Here is a 17441-nt window from a genome sequence, read left to right as displayed (position 1 = left end):
TCACACCCACGTCCTGGGGCGGAAGCGGTTGGCCCGTTCCACCAGTTCGATCCTTTTCTCACCACGCTGCGCCAGCCGTGCGAGCAGGCGGTACGACCGCTCCAGGCCGAACCGCAGACCGCGCTCGTCCAGCGGGCTGCCGAGCAGCGCCGGCCGCTCGTCCACGGCCGCCGGGCCGGCCGGCCCGGCACCGTGGCTACCGGAGAGTACCCAGTCCAGGGCGCTGCCCAGTACCTCGGTGGTGAGTTGTTCCCTTCGCTCGGCGTCCAGACCGAAGTCCGCGAGCGCCTCGACCTGTTCGGCGGCCGCCCGCAGATCCGCCGGCAGCGGATCGTGGGGCGGGCGCTCCCGCAGCCGGGCGCGGACCGCCGCGATCCGCGCCGCGATGTAATGGATGGACGACTCCGGGACGGACTCCAGCGCCTCGACCGCGCCCGTACGGTTGCCCGCCGCCAGCCGCACCCGCGCCAGTCCGAACGCCGCGCTGACATAGCTGCGGTCGGTCGCCCACACCAGGCGGTAGTACTCCACGGCGTTGTCCAGCTGACCCAGCAGCTCCGCGCAGATCCCCAGGGCCAGCTTCGGCGCCGGCTCACCGGGGAAGGCGTCGTAGACCGCGTCGAAGGCCAGCGCGGCGCTCTCGCGGTCACCGGTCGTCAGCGACACCAGGCCGCGGTGCCACACCACCCGCCAGTCAGCGCCCCAGGTCTCGGACTCCGTGCCACCGCCCCGCCGCGCGGCGGCCCACTGCTCCGCGGGCTCCGCCGCGATCGCCTCCAGCGCCCGCTGCGCCGCCGCACCGTCACCCGTCTCCAGGCGGGCGCGGAGGGCCAGCAGCCGGACCTCCAGGGAGTCGGCGGGCGCCGAGCGCAGCGCGCCCAGCAGCTCGGCGGGCGGGGCGGCCAGCAGTCCGGCCAGCAGCCCGGCGTGGGGATCGCCCGGATCCACCCGCGGCACCGGCAGGGCCAGGGCGGCGCCGGCGACGTCCAAGGGGCGCAGCACGGGGCCGCCGGACGCCGCTTCCGCCGGGCGGGCCGGCGCCGTCCCCCGCGCGCCCAGCAGCGAGCTGTCGCCCTCCGATGCGGCCATCAGCTCCGTGTCGACGACCCGGAGTTCGGGCCCGAACAGCTGCGACAGCGCGGGCCGCGGCTCGCCCGACTGGAGCGCCACCACCTCCCGCAGCACGCCCGTCAGCTGCTCGGCCATCTCCTCCGCCGAGGCGAATCTGCGCACCCGGTCCGGGTCCGTGGCGCGCACCAGCAGCCGGTAGAAGGACTCGTAGGTGCGGAACACCTCGATGTTGTCCGGATCGGGCAGGGAGTCCGCGAAGACGTTCGTATAGCCCTGGAAGTCGAAGGTGAGGACGGCGAGGGTGCGCGCGACGGTGTAGAGGTCGGAGGAGACCGACGGTCCGAGCGCGGCGACTTCCGGTGCCTGATAGCCGATCGTGCCGTATATCGGGCTCTCGTGGTCGTCCATCCTGCGCACCGCACCCATGTCGATCAGCTTGAGCCGGTCGTGCTGCTGGATGGCGTTGTCGACCTTGAAGTCGCAGTAGAGGTAGCCGCGGCTGTGCAGATGACCGAGCGCCTCCAGTGCCTCGATGCCGTACGCACAGGCCTGTTCGACCGGCAGCGGATCGCGCCGGCCCTGGGGCGTGCGCCGGTCGTTGGCGAGGTCCTTGAGCGACTTGCCGCCGACGTACTCCATGACGATGTAGCCGTCGAGGCTGCCCGTCGCCCGGTCGAGATGCTCCACGAAGTTGTAGATCCGCACGATGTTGGAGTGCTCGATCTCGGCGAGGAAGCGCCGCTCGGACATCGCCACCGCCAGCGCCTCCTCATCGCCGGTGTCCAGCAGCCCCTTGAGCACCACCCACCGGTCGGAGACCGCATGGTCCGTCGCCAGATAGACCCAGCCGAGCCCGCCGTGCGCCAGACAGCCCACGACCTCGTACTGGCCGTGCACCATGTCGCCGGGCCGCAGCTTGGGCACAAAGCTGTACGGATGGCCGCACTTGGTGCAGAACCCTTCCGTACGGCCCGGCTGCTCACCACGCGCCCGGCCCACCGGCGCACCGCAGTCCGTACGGCTGCAGAACCGCTTCCGCTCCGGGACCTCCGGATGCTCCAGCACCGCCGTACGCGGATCGGGCCGCGGCACCTCCGGCACCGCCACCAGGCCCGCGCCCAGCCGCCCCCGCGCCGCCCCGGACGACGAGCCGCTGCCCGCACCGCGCGCCGACACCGCCGACATACCGCGCGTCGGACCACCGCCGGACACCGCGCGCGACAGCCGCCCGGACACCGAGCGCCGCGACGTCGACACGCGGGCGGAGGGCACGCTGTGACCGGAACCGGGGGCCGGGGAGGGGACCGTCAACAGCGCCCCCGCCGCCTCGCGGCCCGCCGTGGTCTCCGCGAGCGCCCGGCCCGTCAGGCCCGTGGGCGGCGAGGACAGCAGACCGTCCGGCGAGACCACCGGCGCCAGCCCGCACAGGTCGCAGTACAGCTCACCGCCGCCGACATCCTCGTAACTGCCCGCGCACTCCCGCCGCTGGCAGCGCTCGTCGGCCCGCTCCGTCACGACTCCCCCCTGCCCTCCAGCTGCTGCGGGACCAACGCCTCCGCCGCCGCCTGCTGATAGCGCCACACCGCCTGCTCCGCCGCCCGCAGATCGCACGGCCCGCTCCACAGCATCCGCCGCGCCGCGTCGTACCGCTCGGTCAGCAGCGGATCCTCCGCCAAACCGTGACGTGCGACCTTCGCCTTGTACGCGTCCAGCCGGCCGCGCAGCTCGGCCCGCACCGCCAGCGGCGCGGTCACCGCCGTCAACGACTCACGGGCGCGCAGGAGTTCGTCCTCCGCCCGCTCCTCCAGGCTGTCCAGCAGCGGCGAAAGCCGGTGCCACTGCGCCCGCCTGCGGTAGTCGGCGGCCGCCGCCAACTGCTCGTGCAGCGCCGTCGACGGGCCGCTGACCGCCGGCACCTCCGACGCGGCGATCTTCGCCAGCACCTCGCCACGGGCCTGCCGCGCCTCGGTCAGCGTGCGGTCCGCCCGCGACAGCACGTCCCGCAGCTGCATCAGCCGCCGCTCCGCGTCCTGCCGCACATCCAGCACCGCCGCCACCTCACGCCGGATGTCCTCCAGCGCACGCGCCGCACGGTCATAGCGCCCGGTGTCCGGACGGCCCCCGCCCGGCGCCGAACTCCCCGTCGACGACGACACCCAGAACGCCAGCGGATCCGCGATCACCTGGGCACGCAGCCGCAACAGCTCATCCGTGATCCGCTCCAGGTCGTCGCCCGCCGGATGCTCACCGGGGCGCACCCCCACCGAATGGGCCAGCGAACGCGTCCGCTGCAACTCGGCCGACAGCAGGTCTATACGGGCCGGCAGCGCCAGCCAGACCGCATCGGCGGCGACGATGACATCCAGCGACCGCGCGTACAGCCCGTTCATCCGCTCGACGAGCCCCTCCAGACTGAACCGCTCGCTCAGCCGGGCCGGGCCGCTCTCCGCGCCGCCGCCGGCCGCGGCCGCACCCGGCACCGTCACCCCGTCGCCGCGCAGCAGCTCCGTCAGCTCCGCCAGATCCTCCGGGGACGGCCAGCGCCGCCGCGCCCGCAGCTCACGCGCCGCCTCCAGCGCCGCCGTATACGCATCGAACAGCGACCACAGGACCGTGATGGACCGCTCCGCCGCGGCCCAGCGCTCCTTGGTGGTGCCGGACAGATCGGCGCCCTCCAGCAGCCGGCGCCCCGCGTGATCCTGCAACGCGAGCAGCGACGTCTCGATCGCCTCGTACTCGGCATCGAGCCGCGCCAGGGCGCGGTCCACCTCCTCCCGGCCCAGCACCGGGGCATCGGGCCTCCCCGGAGAACCGGGGAAGGGTCCAGGGACCCCCATCGATCACCTCTCCAATACGCGTACGGTGCACGGCGGTTGCTGCGGCCGGACGGCCGATGCGGTCTGCTCCTCCCGCGTCCCCTTCCATAGTGACGGCATCCGGCCCTCCCGGGGCGGCCAGTGGCGGTACTCCGCTCCTTGGAGCGATCAGTCGCCGTACTCCGGCGACGGCGGCCCCGATATGCCCGGCAGATCGGCCTTCAGCCACTTGCGGTACGCCCGCATCCACGAGCTGTCGTCGCCGCCGCCCCGGTAGTCGTCCAGGACCTTGTTGACCCGCCGCACCAGATCCGTGTCGTCCTTGTTCATCGCCACGCCGTACGACTCGTCCGTGAACGGCTCGCCCTTCAGCTCCACCGCCGGATCCTGCGCCGCCTGCGCCGCGGCCAGCGCACTGTCCGTGACCACCGCGTCCGCCTGCCCCAGCTGCAGCCGCACCAGACAGTCGAGTTGATTGGGCACCGTCAGCACCTTCGCGCCGTGCCGCTGCGCCGTCAGCGCGGTCTCACCCGTCGAACCCGCCGCCGTGCACACCCGCTTGCCCCGCAGCGAATCGTCGAACGCCCTGACCTTCGAGGCGATCGGAGCCAGCACCTGCTGCCCCGCCTGGAAATACGAGGTCGAGAACGCGACCTGCTGCTTACGCGCACAGTTGATCGTCATCGTCCGCACCACCATGTCGACGGAACGCTTCTGCAGCGCCGGAATCCGCTGGTTGGTCGGCACCGCCTTGAAGACCACCTTGGGGTGCGGCCCCAGGAGGTCCTCGGCGATCGCCCGCGCCAGATCGATGTCGAAGCCCTCCAGGGTGCCGGTGGCCGGATCGCGGTACCCCCACCGGTAGGTGTTCTGGTCCACCCCGACGACCAGCTGGCCCTTCTCCTTGATCCGCTTCACCGCCGCGCCGTCGTCCGGCGACGGGCGCAGACTCTCCGCGGCGTTCCGCGCCGTGCACGGCGCACCGGCCGGCGCCGCCCCCGGGCCGTGCGCCCGATGCGTCGCCGCGGGCGGGGACACACGGTCGGGACCGCGCCCGGCCCGCCCTGCGTCACCGCCCAGCGTCGGCACCAGCACGGCGGCGGCCGCGGCCATCACACACATCCCGGCGGCGACCGGCGCCAGGACGGCACGCAGATTCACCAGCCCTCGCGCGCGCACCCTCATGTCCCTCCCACCAGGCCTCATCACCGGTACTCCGCCAGCCTGCGGCCGATCCCCAGCACCGCGCCCACCGCCGCCGACGCCGCCAGCACCCCGGCCCCCACCGGAAGCCCGTCCAGCGCCCCCCGCCCGGCGTCCGCCGCCGACCGGAACTCCGCCTGCTCATGCACCAGCGCCTGCTGCAGCCCGGCAGCCACCCGGTCGAAGGACTCCCCGGTGGACCCGCCCGTGCCGATCACCTTGGCCAGCGCCCGCTCGTAATCGCCGGTGTTGTCCGCCGCCCGCGCCGCGCCGTGCCGCACCTGCCACTGCCGCACCTGCGTCAGCGCGTCGCGCACCGGACGCCGCCCCGCCTCGTCGTCCGCCAGCGCCAGCGCCGCCCCGAGCCTGCTCTTCGCCGACGCATCCCCGTGCTCGCCCCCGCCCGCCAGATCCGCCATCCCGGAACGGAAACCGGCCTCGTAGAAATCCTCTTGGCCATCGGTCAGCACCGCACCGCGCGCCACCAGCGTCAGATTCTCGTCCCCGCGCGCCTGCAGCGCATCGATCCGCGCCTCGTTGAGCACCCGCAGCGACCGGGCACCGTGCTCATACGAACCGGTCAGCCCCGTGCGCGCCACCGTATGCCCGGCCACCAGCCACAACAACACCACTACGGACGCCGCCGTCGCCGCCAGCAGGCCCCTGCTGAACACCCGGTTGGTGCGCCGGTAGTGCCGCCGCTGCGCCCACCCCAGCGCACCGATCGCCACCACCCCCGCCGCCAGCGCGTACCACGGCCACGCCTTGGCCGCGCCGTAGTCCGCCGCCAGCCGGTCCGTCTCCGCGTCGTACAACGCCCGTGCGGCCGGGAGGAGTTCCGTACGCATCTGCTCATTGGCGTACCGCAGATACGCGCCGCCCAGCGGCAGCCCCTGCCGGTTGTTCGCCCGCGCCGTCTCCACCAGCCCCGTATAGCGCGGCAGCCGGCTGTTGAGCTTCGCTATCTGCGCATCCGCCCCGTCCGAACCACTGCTGTTGGCCGCTGCCTTGACCAGCAGCGCGGACGCCGTGGAGATATCGGCGGCATACCGGTCGCGGGTCGCCTCGCGCTCCTTGTCACCGGCCAGAAAGCCCGCCGCGGCCGTCGTATCGGCATCCGCCAGCGAGCGGTAGATGCTCGCCGCGTCCGCGGTCAGCGGCTGGCTGTGCTCCACCACATCGTCCGCGGCCGCCACCCGGTCCGCCACCTGCCAGGCCGTGACCGCGCCGAACAGCACCACCAGCAGGGCCAGTACGGCACCGATCACCCGCAGCCGGCCCGGCTCGGTCGTCGCCGCGGCACGCAGCTCGTCCAGCCCCTCGGCCCAGGCCGTCCTGCGCCTCGGGACGGGCGGTGACACGCTGGTGGTCGACACGGAACCTCCCCCTGGGCGCTGGCTTCGGGACCGGCCCCCGCGCACAGCGCCCGGGAGCGCTCACGAGAAGGACTGGTGCATGGGCAGCAGTATGTCTGTAGCCGCTGACACACACACCGCGATTGCCCCGATCTTGTTCGGATCGCGATCCGGCGGGAGCCCGCCGTGCCACCGGGACCGGCACTAGAGTTGGCGGAGAGTCGTCAGACATCAGGTGATGCCGGAGCCCGGACACCGCGCCGAAGGGGGAGTGATCTCGTGCAGTCGGTCCGCAAGGGCAGGGTGTCGCTCGTGGAGACCGCGACCGACGAGATCCGCGCCCAGATCGTGAACGGCACCTGGCCGGTGGGCGGCCGCATCCCGCCCGAGAGCGCGCTCTCCGAAACCCTCGGCGTCAGCCGCGCCTCGGTCCGCGAAGCCGTACGGTCCCTGGTGCACTCCGGCCTCCTGGAGCCCCGGCAGGGCGACGGCACCTTCGTGATCTCCGACGACGACAGTGCGGTCGCCCTCCGCCGCCGCCTCGAACGCGCCGAGCTCAGCCATGTCACCCAGGTCCGCCAGGGCCTCGACGTGGTCGCCGCCCGCCAGGCCGCCAAGCACCGTACGAACGCCCAGCTCGCCGGCATCGAAACCGCACTGAACCGCCGCAAGGCCGCCCTCGCCGCGCATGAGAGCGAGGCGTTCACCGCCGCCGACGCCGAGTTCCATGTCCTGGTCGCCGAGGCGAGCGACAACCCCGTCCTCGCCGACATCTACCGCTCCCTGAGCGCCGCCCTCCGCGAGGAACTCCGCCGCGCCGCCTGCCTGGACACCGCCACGGCGGCTCCCGACGACCCGCACTCCCGCCTCACCGATGCCATCCGCGCCCAGGACCCACAGGCCGCCGTGGACGCCGCGGTCCTTCTCCTTGCCGGTCATGTACGGGATCTTGCGCTTCCGGTGGATGACTGACCGGTGGGTGACTGACCGGTGGGTGACTGATTCGGGAGGGGTGGGCCGGTGGGCCGGTGGCCTGGCGGGCCGGTGGTCCGGCGACCCGGAGGTCCGGAGGCCTGGCGGGCCGGTGACTCGGAGGCGCACTGCGGTGTCTTCGCGCTCCCCGTTTCGCTCCCACGCGCCGCTGTCCCGCGAACCCCTCTCCGACTACTCTGAGTGACGAAGGTTGAACCTCGTCCCAGCAATCGACCCGGAGCCGCCCTGCGCCCGGCGAATCGGAGAGCACGCCATGCGCCGTATGAACAGACTCCTCAACTCCCTTACGACCGCCGCGACCGGAGACGAGCCGACCTCCGACAGACCCCCTTCCGCCAGAGGTTTCCTGACCATCGGCGGCACCACCTACGTCGATCCCGACGGCAGCTACCCCCTCGACCTGAGCGTGGACGGCTCCGCCACGCTCATCATCAACGACACGGACCAACCCGTCACCATCGTCACGGAGCGCGACTCCCGCGACCCCCATGCGCCACCCGGCCACACATCCCTCCCGGACCACACTTCCCGCCCGGACCTCGTCCTCGCTCCGGGCGAACGGACGGTGACGCGACGGGGAGACAGCGTGTGGGTGGGGTGACGGGGGCGCGGGGCCTGGGGCACGGGGTGGGGGGAGGGGGAGGCCCCCCAGGGAGGCGGCCCAGCGCGGAGGCTCAGCACGGCGTCGCCCCCAGCCCCACCAACCCCAGCCCCACCCTCGCCCCCACCTTCCCCTTCCCCTACCCCCAAGCCCCCCTCAACCGCTCATAAGCCCCCGGCTCCGCCCCCGCCCGGTCCAAGGTGTCCAGGGCGGCGCCCAACACCGGTGGGACGGTCACCACATGGGGAACCGCCTTGGGGGCGCGCTCCGAGAGGAGCTGGGTGATCCGGTCGTGGAGAAGAGGGTGACGGGCGGCCAGGACGCCGCCGCCCAGGACCACGGGGGTCGGTTCGCCGAGGAGGCCGAGACGTTCCAGCGCCACGGTGGCCAGGACTGCGACCTCCTCCGCCTGGCGGGACACGAGGGTCCGGGCGACCGGGTCGCCGGAATCCGCGACGGCGAAGAGCAGCGGCGTCATTTCATGGCGGCGGCGGTCGGGGATGGCCCGCAGATGGAGGGCCTCGATCAGTTCCTGCACGGTGGTCAGGCCGAAGTGGGCGGGCAGGGCCTTGGCCAGCCCGGTCGGTGCGCCGCGGCCGTCCTCGGCGCGGGCCGCACACCACAGTGCCTCTTCGGCGAGGAACGAACCGCCGCCCCAGTCACCGGAGATCCGGCCGATGGACGGGAAGCGTGCGGTGGCCCCCTGATGACCGAGCCCCACGCAGTTGATGCCCGCCCCGCACACCACGGCGACGCCCACGGGCTCCCCGTCGTCCGGCAGCCCCGCCCGCAGCAGCGCGAAGGTGTCATTGCGGACGCTCACCGTGCGGGCCCATCCCCGGCCCGCGATCTCGGTGGTCAGGCCCTCCTCCTCGACGGGGAGGTCGGCGTTGGCGAGAAAGGCGGAGAGATGCCCGACGGGGCCCGTCACCCCGGCCTGTGCGAGGACGGACCGCACCAGCGGCGCCAGGACGTCGACCGCCCGGCCGACGCCCACCACCGGCGGCTGGAAGCCACCGCCGCGTGCCGTGCCGAGCAGTCTGCCGTCCGCGGCCACCAGCGCCACGTCGGTCTTGCTGTTGCCCGCGTCGATGGCGAGCGTCGTGCAGGTCAGGCCCACGTGAGGTGCTCCCGGTTGTGCGCGATCAGTTCGTCGGTGAGCCGGTCCGCGTGGTCGGTCTGGCCGATGAGGGGGTGGGCGAGCAGGGCGGAGAAGACGGCTTTGCGCCCGCCGGCCCGGTCGGCGCTCCGGCCGTCCCTGCCTCGCAGCGCGGCCTCCAGTGCGAGGTGTTCGTAGGCGGTGATGTTCGCGACCAGCCCGGCGTACAGCGGTTCCAGGGGGCGTACGGGGAGGGGCGTGGCGCCCGTCGAGTCCACGGTCGCGGGGACCTCGATGACCGCGTCGTCGGGCAGGAACGGCAGGGTGCCGTGGTTGAGGGCGTTGACGACCTGGGTGTCTCCGGTGTTCCGCAGGAGGGAGGAGGTGAGCGCCACCGCGGCCTCCGAGTAGAAGGCACCGCCGCGCCGGGACAGCAGCTCCGGCTTCTCGTCGAGTGCCGGGTCGCCGTACATGCCGAGGAGCTGCTGCTCGATGGCGGCGACCTCCGCCGCGCGGGAGGGTTTGCTGCGCAACTCCCGTACGACCGCGTCGTGTTGGTAGTAGTAGCGCAGGTAGTAAGAGGGGACGACGCCGAGGCGGTCGAGGAGCGGGCGGGGCATGCGCAGGTCGTCGGCGAGGGCGTCGCCGTGTTCCGCCAGCAGTTCGGGGAGGACGTCCTTGCCCGCGACGCGTACCGCCCGCTCCCAGGTGAGGTGGTTGAGGCCGACGTGTTCCAGCTCGACCTCGCCGGGGGAGACGCCCAGCAGTGCGGCGAATTTGCGCTGGAAGCCGATGGCGACGTTGCACAGTCCGACGGCCTTGTGGCCGTGGGTGAGCAGCGCCCGGGTGACGATGCCGACGGGGTTGGTGAAGTCGACGATCCAGGCGTCGGGGTTGCGGCGGCGTACCCGCTCGGCGATGTCGAGGACGACGGGGACCGTGCGCAGCGCCTTGGCCAGGCCGCCGGCGCCGGTGGTTTCCTGGCCGACGCAGCCGCACTCCAGCGGCCAGGTCTCGTCCTGGTTGCGAGCGGCCTGGCCGCCGATCCGCAGTTGCAGCAGCACGGCGTCCGCGCCGTCGACACCGGCGTCCAGGTCGTCGGTCCAGGAGATCCGGCCCGGGTGCCCCTGCTTGGCGAAGATCCGCCGGGCCAGGCCGCCCACCAGCTCCAGCCGGTCAGCGGCCGGGTCGATGAGGACGAGTTCCTCCAGCGGCAGGACGTCCCGCAGGCGCGCGAAGCCGTCGATGAGTTCGGGGGTGTAGGTCGAGCCGCCGCCGACCACGGCGAGCTTGATGCGGGGGTGCGGGGTGCGTCCCTCGGGAGACGGCATGCAGGATCAGCCCTTCACTCCGGTGAGCGTGACGCCTTCGACGAAGGCCTTCTGTGCGAAGAAGAAAACGATGATGACCGGCGCCATGACCAGCAGCGTCGCCGCCATGGTGAGGTTCCAGTTGACGCTGTGGGCGGTCTTGAAGGACTCCAGCCCATAGGAGAGCGTCCAGGCCGCCGGGTTCTGCGCGGCGTAGATCTGCGGGCCGAAGTAGTCGTTCCAGCAGTAGAAGAACTGGAAGAGGGCGATGGCGGCGATGCCGGGCCTGGCCATCGGCACGACGATTTTCAGCAGGGTGCGCAGCTCCCCGCAGCCGTCGACCTTCGCCGCTTCGATGTACTCCTGCGGGATGGTCAGCAGGAACTGCCGCAGCAGAAAGATCGAGTACGCGTCGCCGAATGCCATCGGGATGATCAGCGGCCACAGCGACCCGGCCAGATGCAGCTGCTGCGCCCAGACCAGATACATCGGGATCACGATGACCTGCGGCGGCAGCATCATCGTCGAGATGACCAGGATCAGCGCGGTGCGCCGGCCGCGGTAGCGGAACTTGGCGAGCGCATAGGCGACGGGGACGGCCGAGCAGACCGTGAACAGAGTGCCCAGGCCCGCGTACAGCAGGGAGTTCTTCCACCAGTCCAGGAACCCGGGGGTCCGGAAGACGGTGACGTAGTTGGACCAGTGCCATGCGTGGGGCCACAACTCGCCGCTCATCGCCTGGTCGTCGCTCATGACGGAGGTGAGGAAGACGAACACGAACGGGAGGACGAAGAACAGCGCGGCGGCGAGGGCGACGGCGTGTACGGCGATCCAGTGCAGCAGCCGGGTGCGGCGGGCGCGGCCGGCCGGGCCGACGGCGGTGCCGCCGCGGGCCGGGGCGCGGCGCGTGTCGAGGGTCGTGGTGGCCATGTCGGATCAGTCCTCCGCCCGGAGCAGGCCGGCGCGTTTGCGCAGCAGCAGGGTGGTGACGGCCATGGCGAGGACGAACAGCACGAGGGAGAGCACGCACGCCGCGCCGGTGTTGAAGTTCTGGAAGCCCAGGGAGTAGACGAGCTGCGGGACGGTGAGGGTGGAGTGGTCCGGGTAGCCGGGCTGGATGACCGTGCCGGGCCCGATGGAGATGCCGGAGGCGAGCTTTCCGGCGACCAGCGCCTGGGTGTAGTACTGCATGGTCTGGACGACACCGGTGACCACCGCGAACATCACGATCGGGGTGAGCGACGGCCAGGTGACATAGCGGAACTTCCCCCAGGCACCGGCCCCGTCCAGCTCGGCGGCCTCGTACTGCTCCCTGGGGACGTCCAGCAGCGCCGCCACGAAGATCACCATCAGGTCGCCGATGCCCCACAGGGACAGCATGACCAGCGACGGTTTGGCCCAGGCGGGGTCGTTGAACCAGGACGGGGCGGGGATGCCGATCGCCCCGAGGAGGTCGTTGACGGGCCCGGTGCCGGGGTTGAGCAGGAAGACGAATGCCACGGTGGCCGCCACCGGGGGTGCCAGATACGGCAGATAGAAGGCCGTACGGAAGAGGCCGGCGCCCGTCTTGATTTTCGTGACGAGGAGGCCGATGCCCAGTCCGAAGAGCACCCGCAGCGCGACCATCACCACGACCAGCCACAGGGTGTTCCACAGTGCGGGCCCGAGCAGCGGCATCTGCGTCAGCACATATTTCCAGTTCCGCAGCCCCACGAAGTCCGGGGGTTCGATCTGGTTGTAGTGCATGAACGAGAAGTACACGGTGGCGATCAGCGGATAGCCGAAGAAGACCGAGAAGCCGATGAGCCAGGGGGAGAGAAAGCCGAGGGTGCGCAGCCGCGCGCGCGTGCGCTTTCGCCGTAGTGCGGGCGGCGTGAGAGTGGTGGATGCCATGTCGGTTCTCCGTCAGTTCTCGGACTGAAGGTTGTCGGCGTCGATCTGGGCGTCGAGTCCGCGCAGGCCGGCGTCGAGATCGGGGACCTTTCCGGCCTCGACGCGGTAGGAGAAGTCCTGCAGCGTGGTGACGTACTGACCGCCGTTGTTGGACGGCGGCAGGGCCACGCTGTGCGGGTTCTGCGCGATATCGAGAAACGTGCGGAACGTCGGATCGGCGTCCAGTTCGGGCGAATTGAGCGCCGCCTGCGTCGACGGCACGTTATGGATGGCATTGGCGAACCGGACCACCTGGTCGGTGTCCACGGTCAGGAATTTCACCAGCTCCCACGCCGCGTTCTGGTGCCGGCTGCTGTGGGCGATCCCGGCGACGGTGCCCGTCAGATACCCCCGGCCGTAGGTGTCCGCCTGGTCGTCCGGGACCGGCATCGGCGCGGTGCCCCAGGCGAAGGGTGCCTTTGCCTGGCGGAGCATCAGTCCGCGCCACTCGCCGTCCAGGTGCATGGCCAGCTTCTGCGTCAGAAAGGCGTTCTGCGACGACATCTCATCGCCGAAGGTGGTCCGGAATTTCTCCAACGGCCCGTAGCCGCCCTGGGCGTCCATCAACTCGCGGGTGGTGGCGAAGAATTTCTTGCCGGCCGGGTCCTTGGCGAGCCTGGCCTTGCCGTTCTTGTCGAAGTACTCGGGTCCCCACTGGGCGAGCATCCGGTCCGGACTGTTCTGGTAGAGCCGGAAGTCGGGCATGAAGCCGACCTGCTCGTACGAGCCGTTCCTGTCCCGTCGGGTGAGTTTGACGGCGTCCCGTTTCAGCTCGGACATGGTGCGCGGCGGCCGTTTGATACCGGCCTTCCGGAATGCGTCCTTGTTGTAATACAGCCCGTAGGAATCGGCGAGCAGGGGCAACGCGCACTGCTCTCCCTCATAACTCGTGTAATCCAGCAAGGTCTTGGGGAAGACCTTTTCCTTGTCCACCCCGGTCTTCTTCAGGAACGGATCGAGGTCCACCCACATGCCCGACGAGCAGTACTGCCCCACATTGTTGGTGGTGAACGACGACACCACATCGGGTGCCTCGTCCCCGCCGGCCCGCAGTGCCTGATTCATGGTCTCGTCGGTGACATTGGGCACCACTTTCACCGTGATGCTGGGGTGCCGTTTCTCGAAGCGGGCGACGCTGTCATTGATGGCCTTCCGTTCGCCGGGGGTGGACCAGCCGTGCCAGAACGTGAGCGTGGCCGGCTCGGCCGGATCGTCGTGCGCACTGCCGACGCCGGGATTGGCGCAGCCCGGAACGAGCAGCCCGGCGCCGGCCAGCACCGCCGACAACCAGACACGCAGACGCGGAAACGGCATGGCGGACTTCCTTTGCTGCGGAGGGAAGGGGAAGTAACCAAATGACGTGCGTGGTCGTCCACTTGGCCGGTCCGGCGCCGGAAGCGTCCGGCCGGTCCGGCAACTGCACCGCGCCCGGTCGGTCCGGCTTCACGGCACCGTCCGGCCGCCACGGCGCAGGCATCGCGCCCGGCGTGCCGCTCAGCCGGTGCGGAACACCGCATCGCGCACATCCGCGAGCGCCGTCCGCAGTGCGCCGATCAGGATCGGAGGGCCGTCGATATGGCTCAGGCGCAGTGCGGGGCGGGGCAGCGCGAGCCCGGTGAACTCCTCCTCGACCAGGGCGCGCAGCGCCTCCCCGCCGGCCTGGGCGACCTCACCGGAGAGCACCACCAGCCGCGGGTCGACGACCGCGACCACGGCCGCGATCCCGGTCGCCAGCCGCCGCGCGATCTCGGCGCGGACCTCGTCGTGTGCCAGCGCCTCGGCGACCGTACGGACCTGTGGGGCCCCGTACTCCCGCGCCAGCGCGATCACGCTCGGCGAGCCGACGAGCCGCTGGAAGCCGCCGCCGGCGTCCGCCTGCGCGGCGCTGCGGTCGCCGCCCCGGGACAACGGGGCGCCGGGCAGCGGCATATAGCCGATCTCGCCCGCGCCGCCGGTGGCCCCGCGCAGCAGCCGGCCGCCCAGCACGATGGCGGCGCCGACCCCCTCGTCGGCCCACACCAGCACGAAGTCGTCGAAGTCCTGTGCGGCCCCGTCGTGCTGCTCGGCGACCGCCGCCAGGTTCACATCGTTCTCGATGGTGATCGGCGTGCCCAGCACCTCGGCGAGCTCTTCCTTCAGCGCCCGCGAGTGCCAGCCCGGCAGATGTGGCGCATAGCGCAGCCGCCCGGTCTGCGGGTCCAGCGCACCGGGTGTGCCGATCACCGCCCCGTGCAGCTGCTCGCGCCCCAGCCCGGCCTTGGCCAGCGCCCCGTCGACGGCCCGCGCGACCAGTTGCGCGGTCCGGTTCGGCGCGTCCTCGGCAACGGCGCCGGTGTCGACCCGCTCCTCCCCGAGCACCTGCCCGGTGATGTCGGCGACCGCGGCGGTGATCCCCAGCTGATCGACGGCCAGCGCGGCGATATGCGCCGCCGTCGGGTTGATCTCGTACAGCTGCGCGCTGGGCCCCGGCCGCCCGGTCACGTTCCCGGTCGTCCGTACCAGTCCCGCGGCCTCCAGCCGCGCCAGCAGCTGCGAGGCGGTGGGCTTCGACAGCCCGGTCAGCTCCCCGATCTGCGTACGGGTCAGCGGCCCCTGCGACACCAGCAGATCGAGCGCCGCCCGGTCGTTCATGGCCCGCAACACCCGCGGCGTCCCGGGCGTCCCCTGCGCGCTCTGCCCACCGGCCATGACCGTCACCCCGTTCACCGGCGGCCGTGACGCCCGCCGAGCATCTGTTAAGAAACCTTCCAATCGATGAACAGGAAGGTAGGCGGCGGGCAGGGACGAGTCAATGGGTACGGCAGGCTGACCTTGCACGCGACCCCGGGCACGGCAGACGGAGAACGGGCTCTGCCGTTGTGCGGTCACGTCCACGGCGTCGAGCCGATCACCCTCACGGCCGGCAGCAGCAACTGGCCGAGAAGCAGCGGCATCCGGTTCCCGGAGGTCTCCGTACGCGATGCCCGCGAAAACCCGCGATGCCACGAACCCGCGATGCCACGAACCCGCGATGCCACGAACCCGCGATGCCACGAACCCGCGACGCCCCGGGCTCGACGAGCGAGTCCGGGGCGTCGCGGCGACGAACGCGGTGGGTGCTACTTCCCCATCTTCGACGGCGACGCGATCGGGCTGGTCGCCACGGACTGCGGGGAGAGCGGGTTGTTGAGGGCCGAGGGGGCGGCCACGGCGTCGCTGGGGTCGGCGGCCTCCTCGTCCTCGTCCTCGGGGGCCGGGCGCGGGGCGAGGTGGACACCGGCGCCGTCCAGGGCGCGCTTGATGCGCCAGCGCAGCTCACGCTCCACACCGGCGGCCTTGCCGGGCATGGTCTTGGCCGAGACGCTGATGGTGACGGTGTCCAGGTGCACCTCGCTCAGGCCGAGGACCTCCACCGGCTCCCACAGCTGCTCGTTCCAGGGCTCGGCCTTGAACATCTCCTCGCCGGCGCCGGTGATGGTCTCGCGGGCGCGCTCCAGGTCCTGGTCGGCGGCGATCACCACATCGACGGCGGCGGTGGACCAGCCCTGGCTGAGGTTGCCGATCCGCTTGACCTCGCCGTTGCGGATGTACCAGATCGCGCCGTTGGGGCCGCGCAGCTTGGTGACGCGCAGACCGACCTCGATGACCGTACCCGTGGCCACCCCCGCGTCGATCTCGTCGCCGACGCCGTACTGGTCCTCCAGGATCATGAAGACGCCGGAGAGGAAGTCGGTGACGAGGTTGCGGGCGCCGAAACCGATGGCCACACCGGCCACACCGGCACTGGCCAGCAGCGGCGCCAGGTTGATCTTCAGCACGGAGAGCACCGTCAGGGCGGCGGTTCCCATGATCACGAAGGAGGCGATGCTGCGCAGCACCGAGCCGATGGCCTCGGAGCGCTGCCGGCGTCTCTCGGCGTTGACGAGCAGACCGCCCAGCGCGGTGCCCTGGGCGGCGGCCGCGGTGCGGTTCATCCGCTCGATGAGCTTGGTGATCGTGCGGCGGATCACATGCCGCAGCACCACCGCGATCACGATGATCAGCAAGATCTGCAGGCCGGACGTGAGCCACGTCCCCCAGTTCTCCTGCACCCAGCCGGCGGCGTTGGTGGCCTTCTGGGTGGCGTCGTCGAGCGACGTCGGGCCGGATGAGCCGGGCGTGGCGGCGCTCAGGTGCGCGGCAGCGGCCGGCGAAGCGGACCAGAACACAGTCGAACCTTCCGTGTGGGACAGCAGACCCGGGTCTCGGGGGGACCCCAGAAACCGGGCAGACCAACCACACTAACGGGGCAACGGGAGCGGTCCGCGCCCTTGTTCGAGTCGGATAGTTGTGCGCGGGCCCGAATGAGCCGGATCCGGACGGGCCTGCCGGATGTGTGGTGGAAAACACCTCCGACCCGTTACTCGGTCATGGTGGCGCTCCCACCAGGCACCGGGGGACACTGTGGGGAGATCGTCCCGGCGCGAGCCACGCGCCGCCGGCGTACAAGGAGGCACCCGTGCCGCATGTCCTGGTCCTCAACGCGTCGTACGAGCCGCTCGGCGTCGTACCGCTCCGCCGCGCGCTCATCCTCGTACTCAATGAGAAGGCTGTGAGCCTCGAGGAGTCCGGCGCCCTGATGCACAGTGCGACCCATGTCATACCCGCTCCGAGTGTGGTCCGCTTGAAGCGGTTTGTGCGGGTGCCCTTTCGCGGCCCCGTGCCACTGACCCGCCGGGCGCTGTTCGCCCGTGACGGCGGGCGCTGTATGTACTGCGGTGGCGTCGCAACCAGCGTCGACCACGTCATCCCGCGCAGCCGCGGAGGTCAGCACACCTGGGAAAACGTCGTCGCCGCGTGCCGGCGCTGCAACCACGTCAAGGCCGACCGCCATGTCGCCGAGATCGGCTGGCGGCTGCGGCATCAGCCCGCCCCGCCGTCAGGACTGGCGTGGCGGATCATCGGCACGGGCCATCGTGACCCGCGCTGGCTGCCATATTTGCAGCCGTACGGCGCGGATGACGCCCTGGCCCGGATCGACGCCGTATCGGCGTAGGTCCGGGTTTCTCCGTCTGTGACGGTGGTGTCGAACGTCTCGCTCCG

At 71.6% G+C, this 17441-nt stretch carries 14 protein-coding genes; 3 read left to right on the top strand and 11 right to left on the bottom strand.

Annotated features, from left to right (window positions below; all coding sequences use genetic code 11):
• The 4 genes from ACGFWI_RS13965 to ACGFWI_RS13950 form a co-directional block, all read right to left on the bottom strand.
• Positions 1–2586, bottom strand: coding sequence for a tetratricopeptide repeat protein (locus ACGFWI_RS13965; RefSeq protein ID WP_393906198.1), 2586 nt, complete (start codon positions 2584–2586; stop codon positions 1–3).
• Positions 2583–3908 (bottom strand): hypothetical protein, encoded by a 1326-nt coding sequence (locus ACGFWI_RS13960; RefSeq protein WP_393906197.1) that lies wholly within the window; start codon positions 3906–3908, stop codon positions 2583–2585. The genes ACGFWI_RS13965 and ACGFWI_RS13960 overlap by 4 nt, the downstream gene beginning before the upstream one ends.
• A gap of 147 nt (positions 3909–4055) precedes the next feature.
• A complete protein-coding gene (locus ACGFWI_RS13955; protein WP_393906196.1) occupies positions 4056–5072 on the bottom strand; it encodes a glutamate ABC transporter substrate-binding protein in 1017 nt (338 codons plus the stop codon).
• Positions 5073–5092: 20 nt separating this feature from the next.
• Positions 5093–6466, bottom strand: a complete 1374-nt coding sequence (locus tag ACGFWI_RS13950; protein WP_393906195.1) for a hypothetical protein — start codon at positions 6464–6466, stop codon at positions 5093–5095.
• 258 nt (positions 6467–6724) lie between these two features.
• On the opposite strand from ACGFWI_RS13950, the gene ACGFWI_RS13945 reads away from it, so the two are divergent.
• Entirely contained in the window at positions 6725–7417 is a 693-nt protein-coding gene (locus ACGFWI_RS13945) for a FadR/GntR family transcriptional regulator (protein ID WP_393906194.1), read from the top strand.
• A gap of 283 nt (positions 7418–7700) precedes the next feature.
• A complete protein-coding gene (locus ACGFWI_RS13940; RefSeq protein WP_393906193.1) occupies positions 7701–8039 on the top strand; it encodes a hypothetical protein in 339 nt (112 codons plus the stop codon).
• A gap of 139 nt (positions 8040–8178) precedes the next feature.
• On the opposite strand, the gene ACGFWI_RS13935 is transcribed toward ACGFWI_RS13940, so the two are convergent.
• The 7 genes from ACGFWI_RS13935 to ACGFWI_RS13905 all read right to left on the bottom strand — a co-directional run bounded on the left by ACGFWI_RS13935 (position 8179) and on the right by ACGFWI_RS13905 (position 16567).
• The gene (locus ACGFWI_RS13935; RefSeq protein ID WP_393906192.1) at positions 8179–9159 is read right to left on the bottom strand and encodes an N-acetylglucosamine kinase; all 981 of its coding nucleotides are present in this window, start codon (positions 9157–9159) and stop codon (positions 8179–8181) included.
• The gene (locus ACGFWI_RS13930) at positions 9150–10433 is read right to left on the bottom strand and encodes a 6-phospho-beta-glucosidase (RefSeq protein ID WP_393906336.1); all 1284 of its coding nucleotides are present in this window, start codon (positions 10431–10433) and stop codon (positions 9150–9152) included. The genes ACGFWI_RS13935 and ACGFWI_RS13930 overlap by 10 nt, the downstream gene beginning before the upstream one ends.
• A 42-nt stretch (positions 10434–10475) precedes the next feature.
• Positions 10476–11378: a carbohydrate ABC transporter permease gene (locus ACGFWI_RS13925; protein WP_393906191.1), complete on the bottom strand. Its 903-nt coding sequence runs from the start codon at positions 11376–11378 to the stop codon at positions 10476–10478.
• Positions 11379–11384: 6 nt separating this feature from the next.
• Positions 11385–12341 carry a carbohydrate ABC transporter permease gene (locus ACGFWI_RS13920; protein WP_393906190.1) on the bottom strand — a complete coding sequence of 319 codons (957 nt, stop codon included), beginning with the start codon at positions 12339–12341 and terminating at the stop codon, positions 11385–11387.
• A 12-nt stretch (positions 12342–12353) separates the two neighbouring features.
• Positions 12354–13694 carry an ABC transporter substrate-binding protein gene (locus tag ACGFWI_RS13915; protein ID WP_393906189.1) on the bottom strand — a complete coding sequence of 447 codons (1341 nt, stop codon included), beginning with the start codon at positions 13692–13694 and terminating at the stop codon, positions 12354–12356.
• Positions 13695–13874: 180 nt separating this feature from the next.
• Complete coding sequence (locus tag ACGFWI_RS13910) at positions 13875–15011, bottom strand: ROK family protein (RefSeq protein WP_393906335.1); 1137 nt, start codon at positions 15009–15011, stop codon at positions 13875–13877.
• Positions 15012–15478: 467 nt separating this feature from the next.
• Positions 15479–16567, bottom strand: coding sequence for a mechanosensitive ion channel family protein (locus ACGFWI_RS13905; RefSeq protein ID WP_393906188.1), 1089 nt, complete (start codon positions 16565–16567; stop codon positions 15479–15481).
• Positions 16568–16857: 290 nt separating this feature from the next.
• On the opposite strand from ACGFWI_RS13905, the gene ACGFWI_RS13900 reads away from it, so the two are divergent.
• Positions 16858–17394, top strand: coding sequence for an HNH endonuclease (locus tag ACGFWI_RS13900; RefSeq protein ID WP_006605595.1), 537 nt, complete (start codon positions 16858–16860; stop codon positions 17392–17394).
• Positions 17395–17441 lie beyond the last annotated feature (47 nt).

Origin of the sequence: Streptomyces sp. NPDC048434 (assembly GCF_043200375.1) — a bacterium.
In the GTDB taxonomy this organism is placed as follows: Bacteria; Actinomycetota; Actinomycetes; order Streptomycetales; family Streptomycetaceae; genus Streptomyces.
This window is presented reverse-complemented; position numbering and strand designations above follow the sequence as displayed.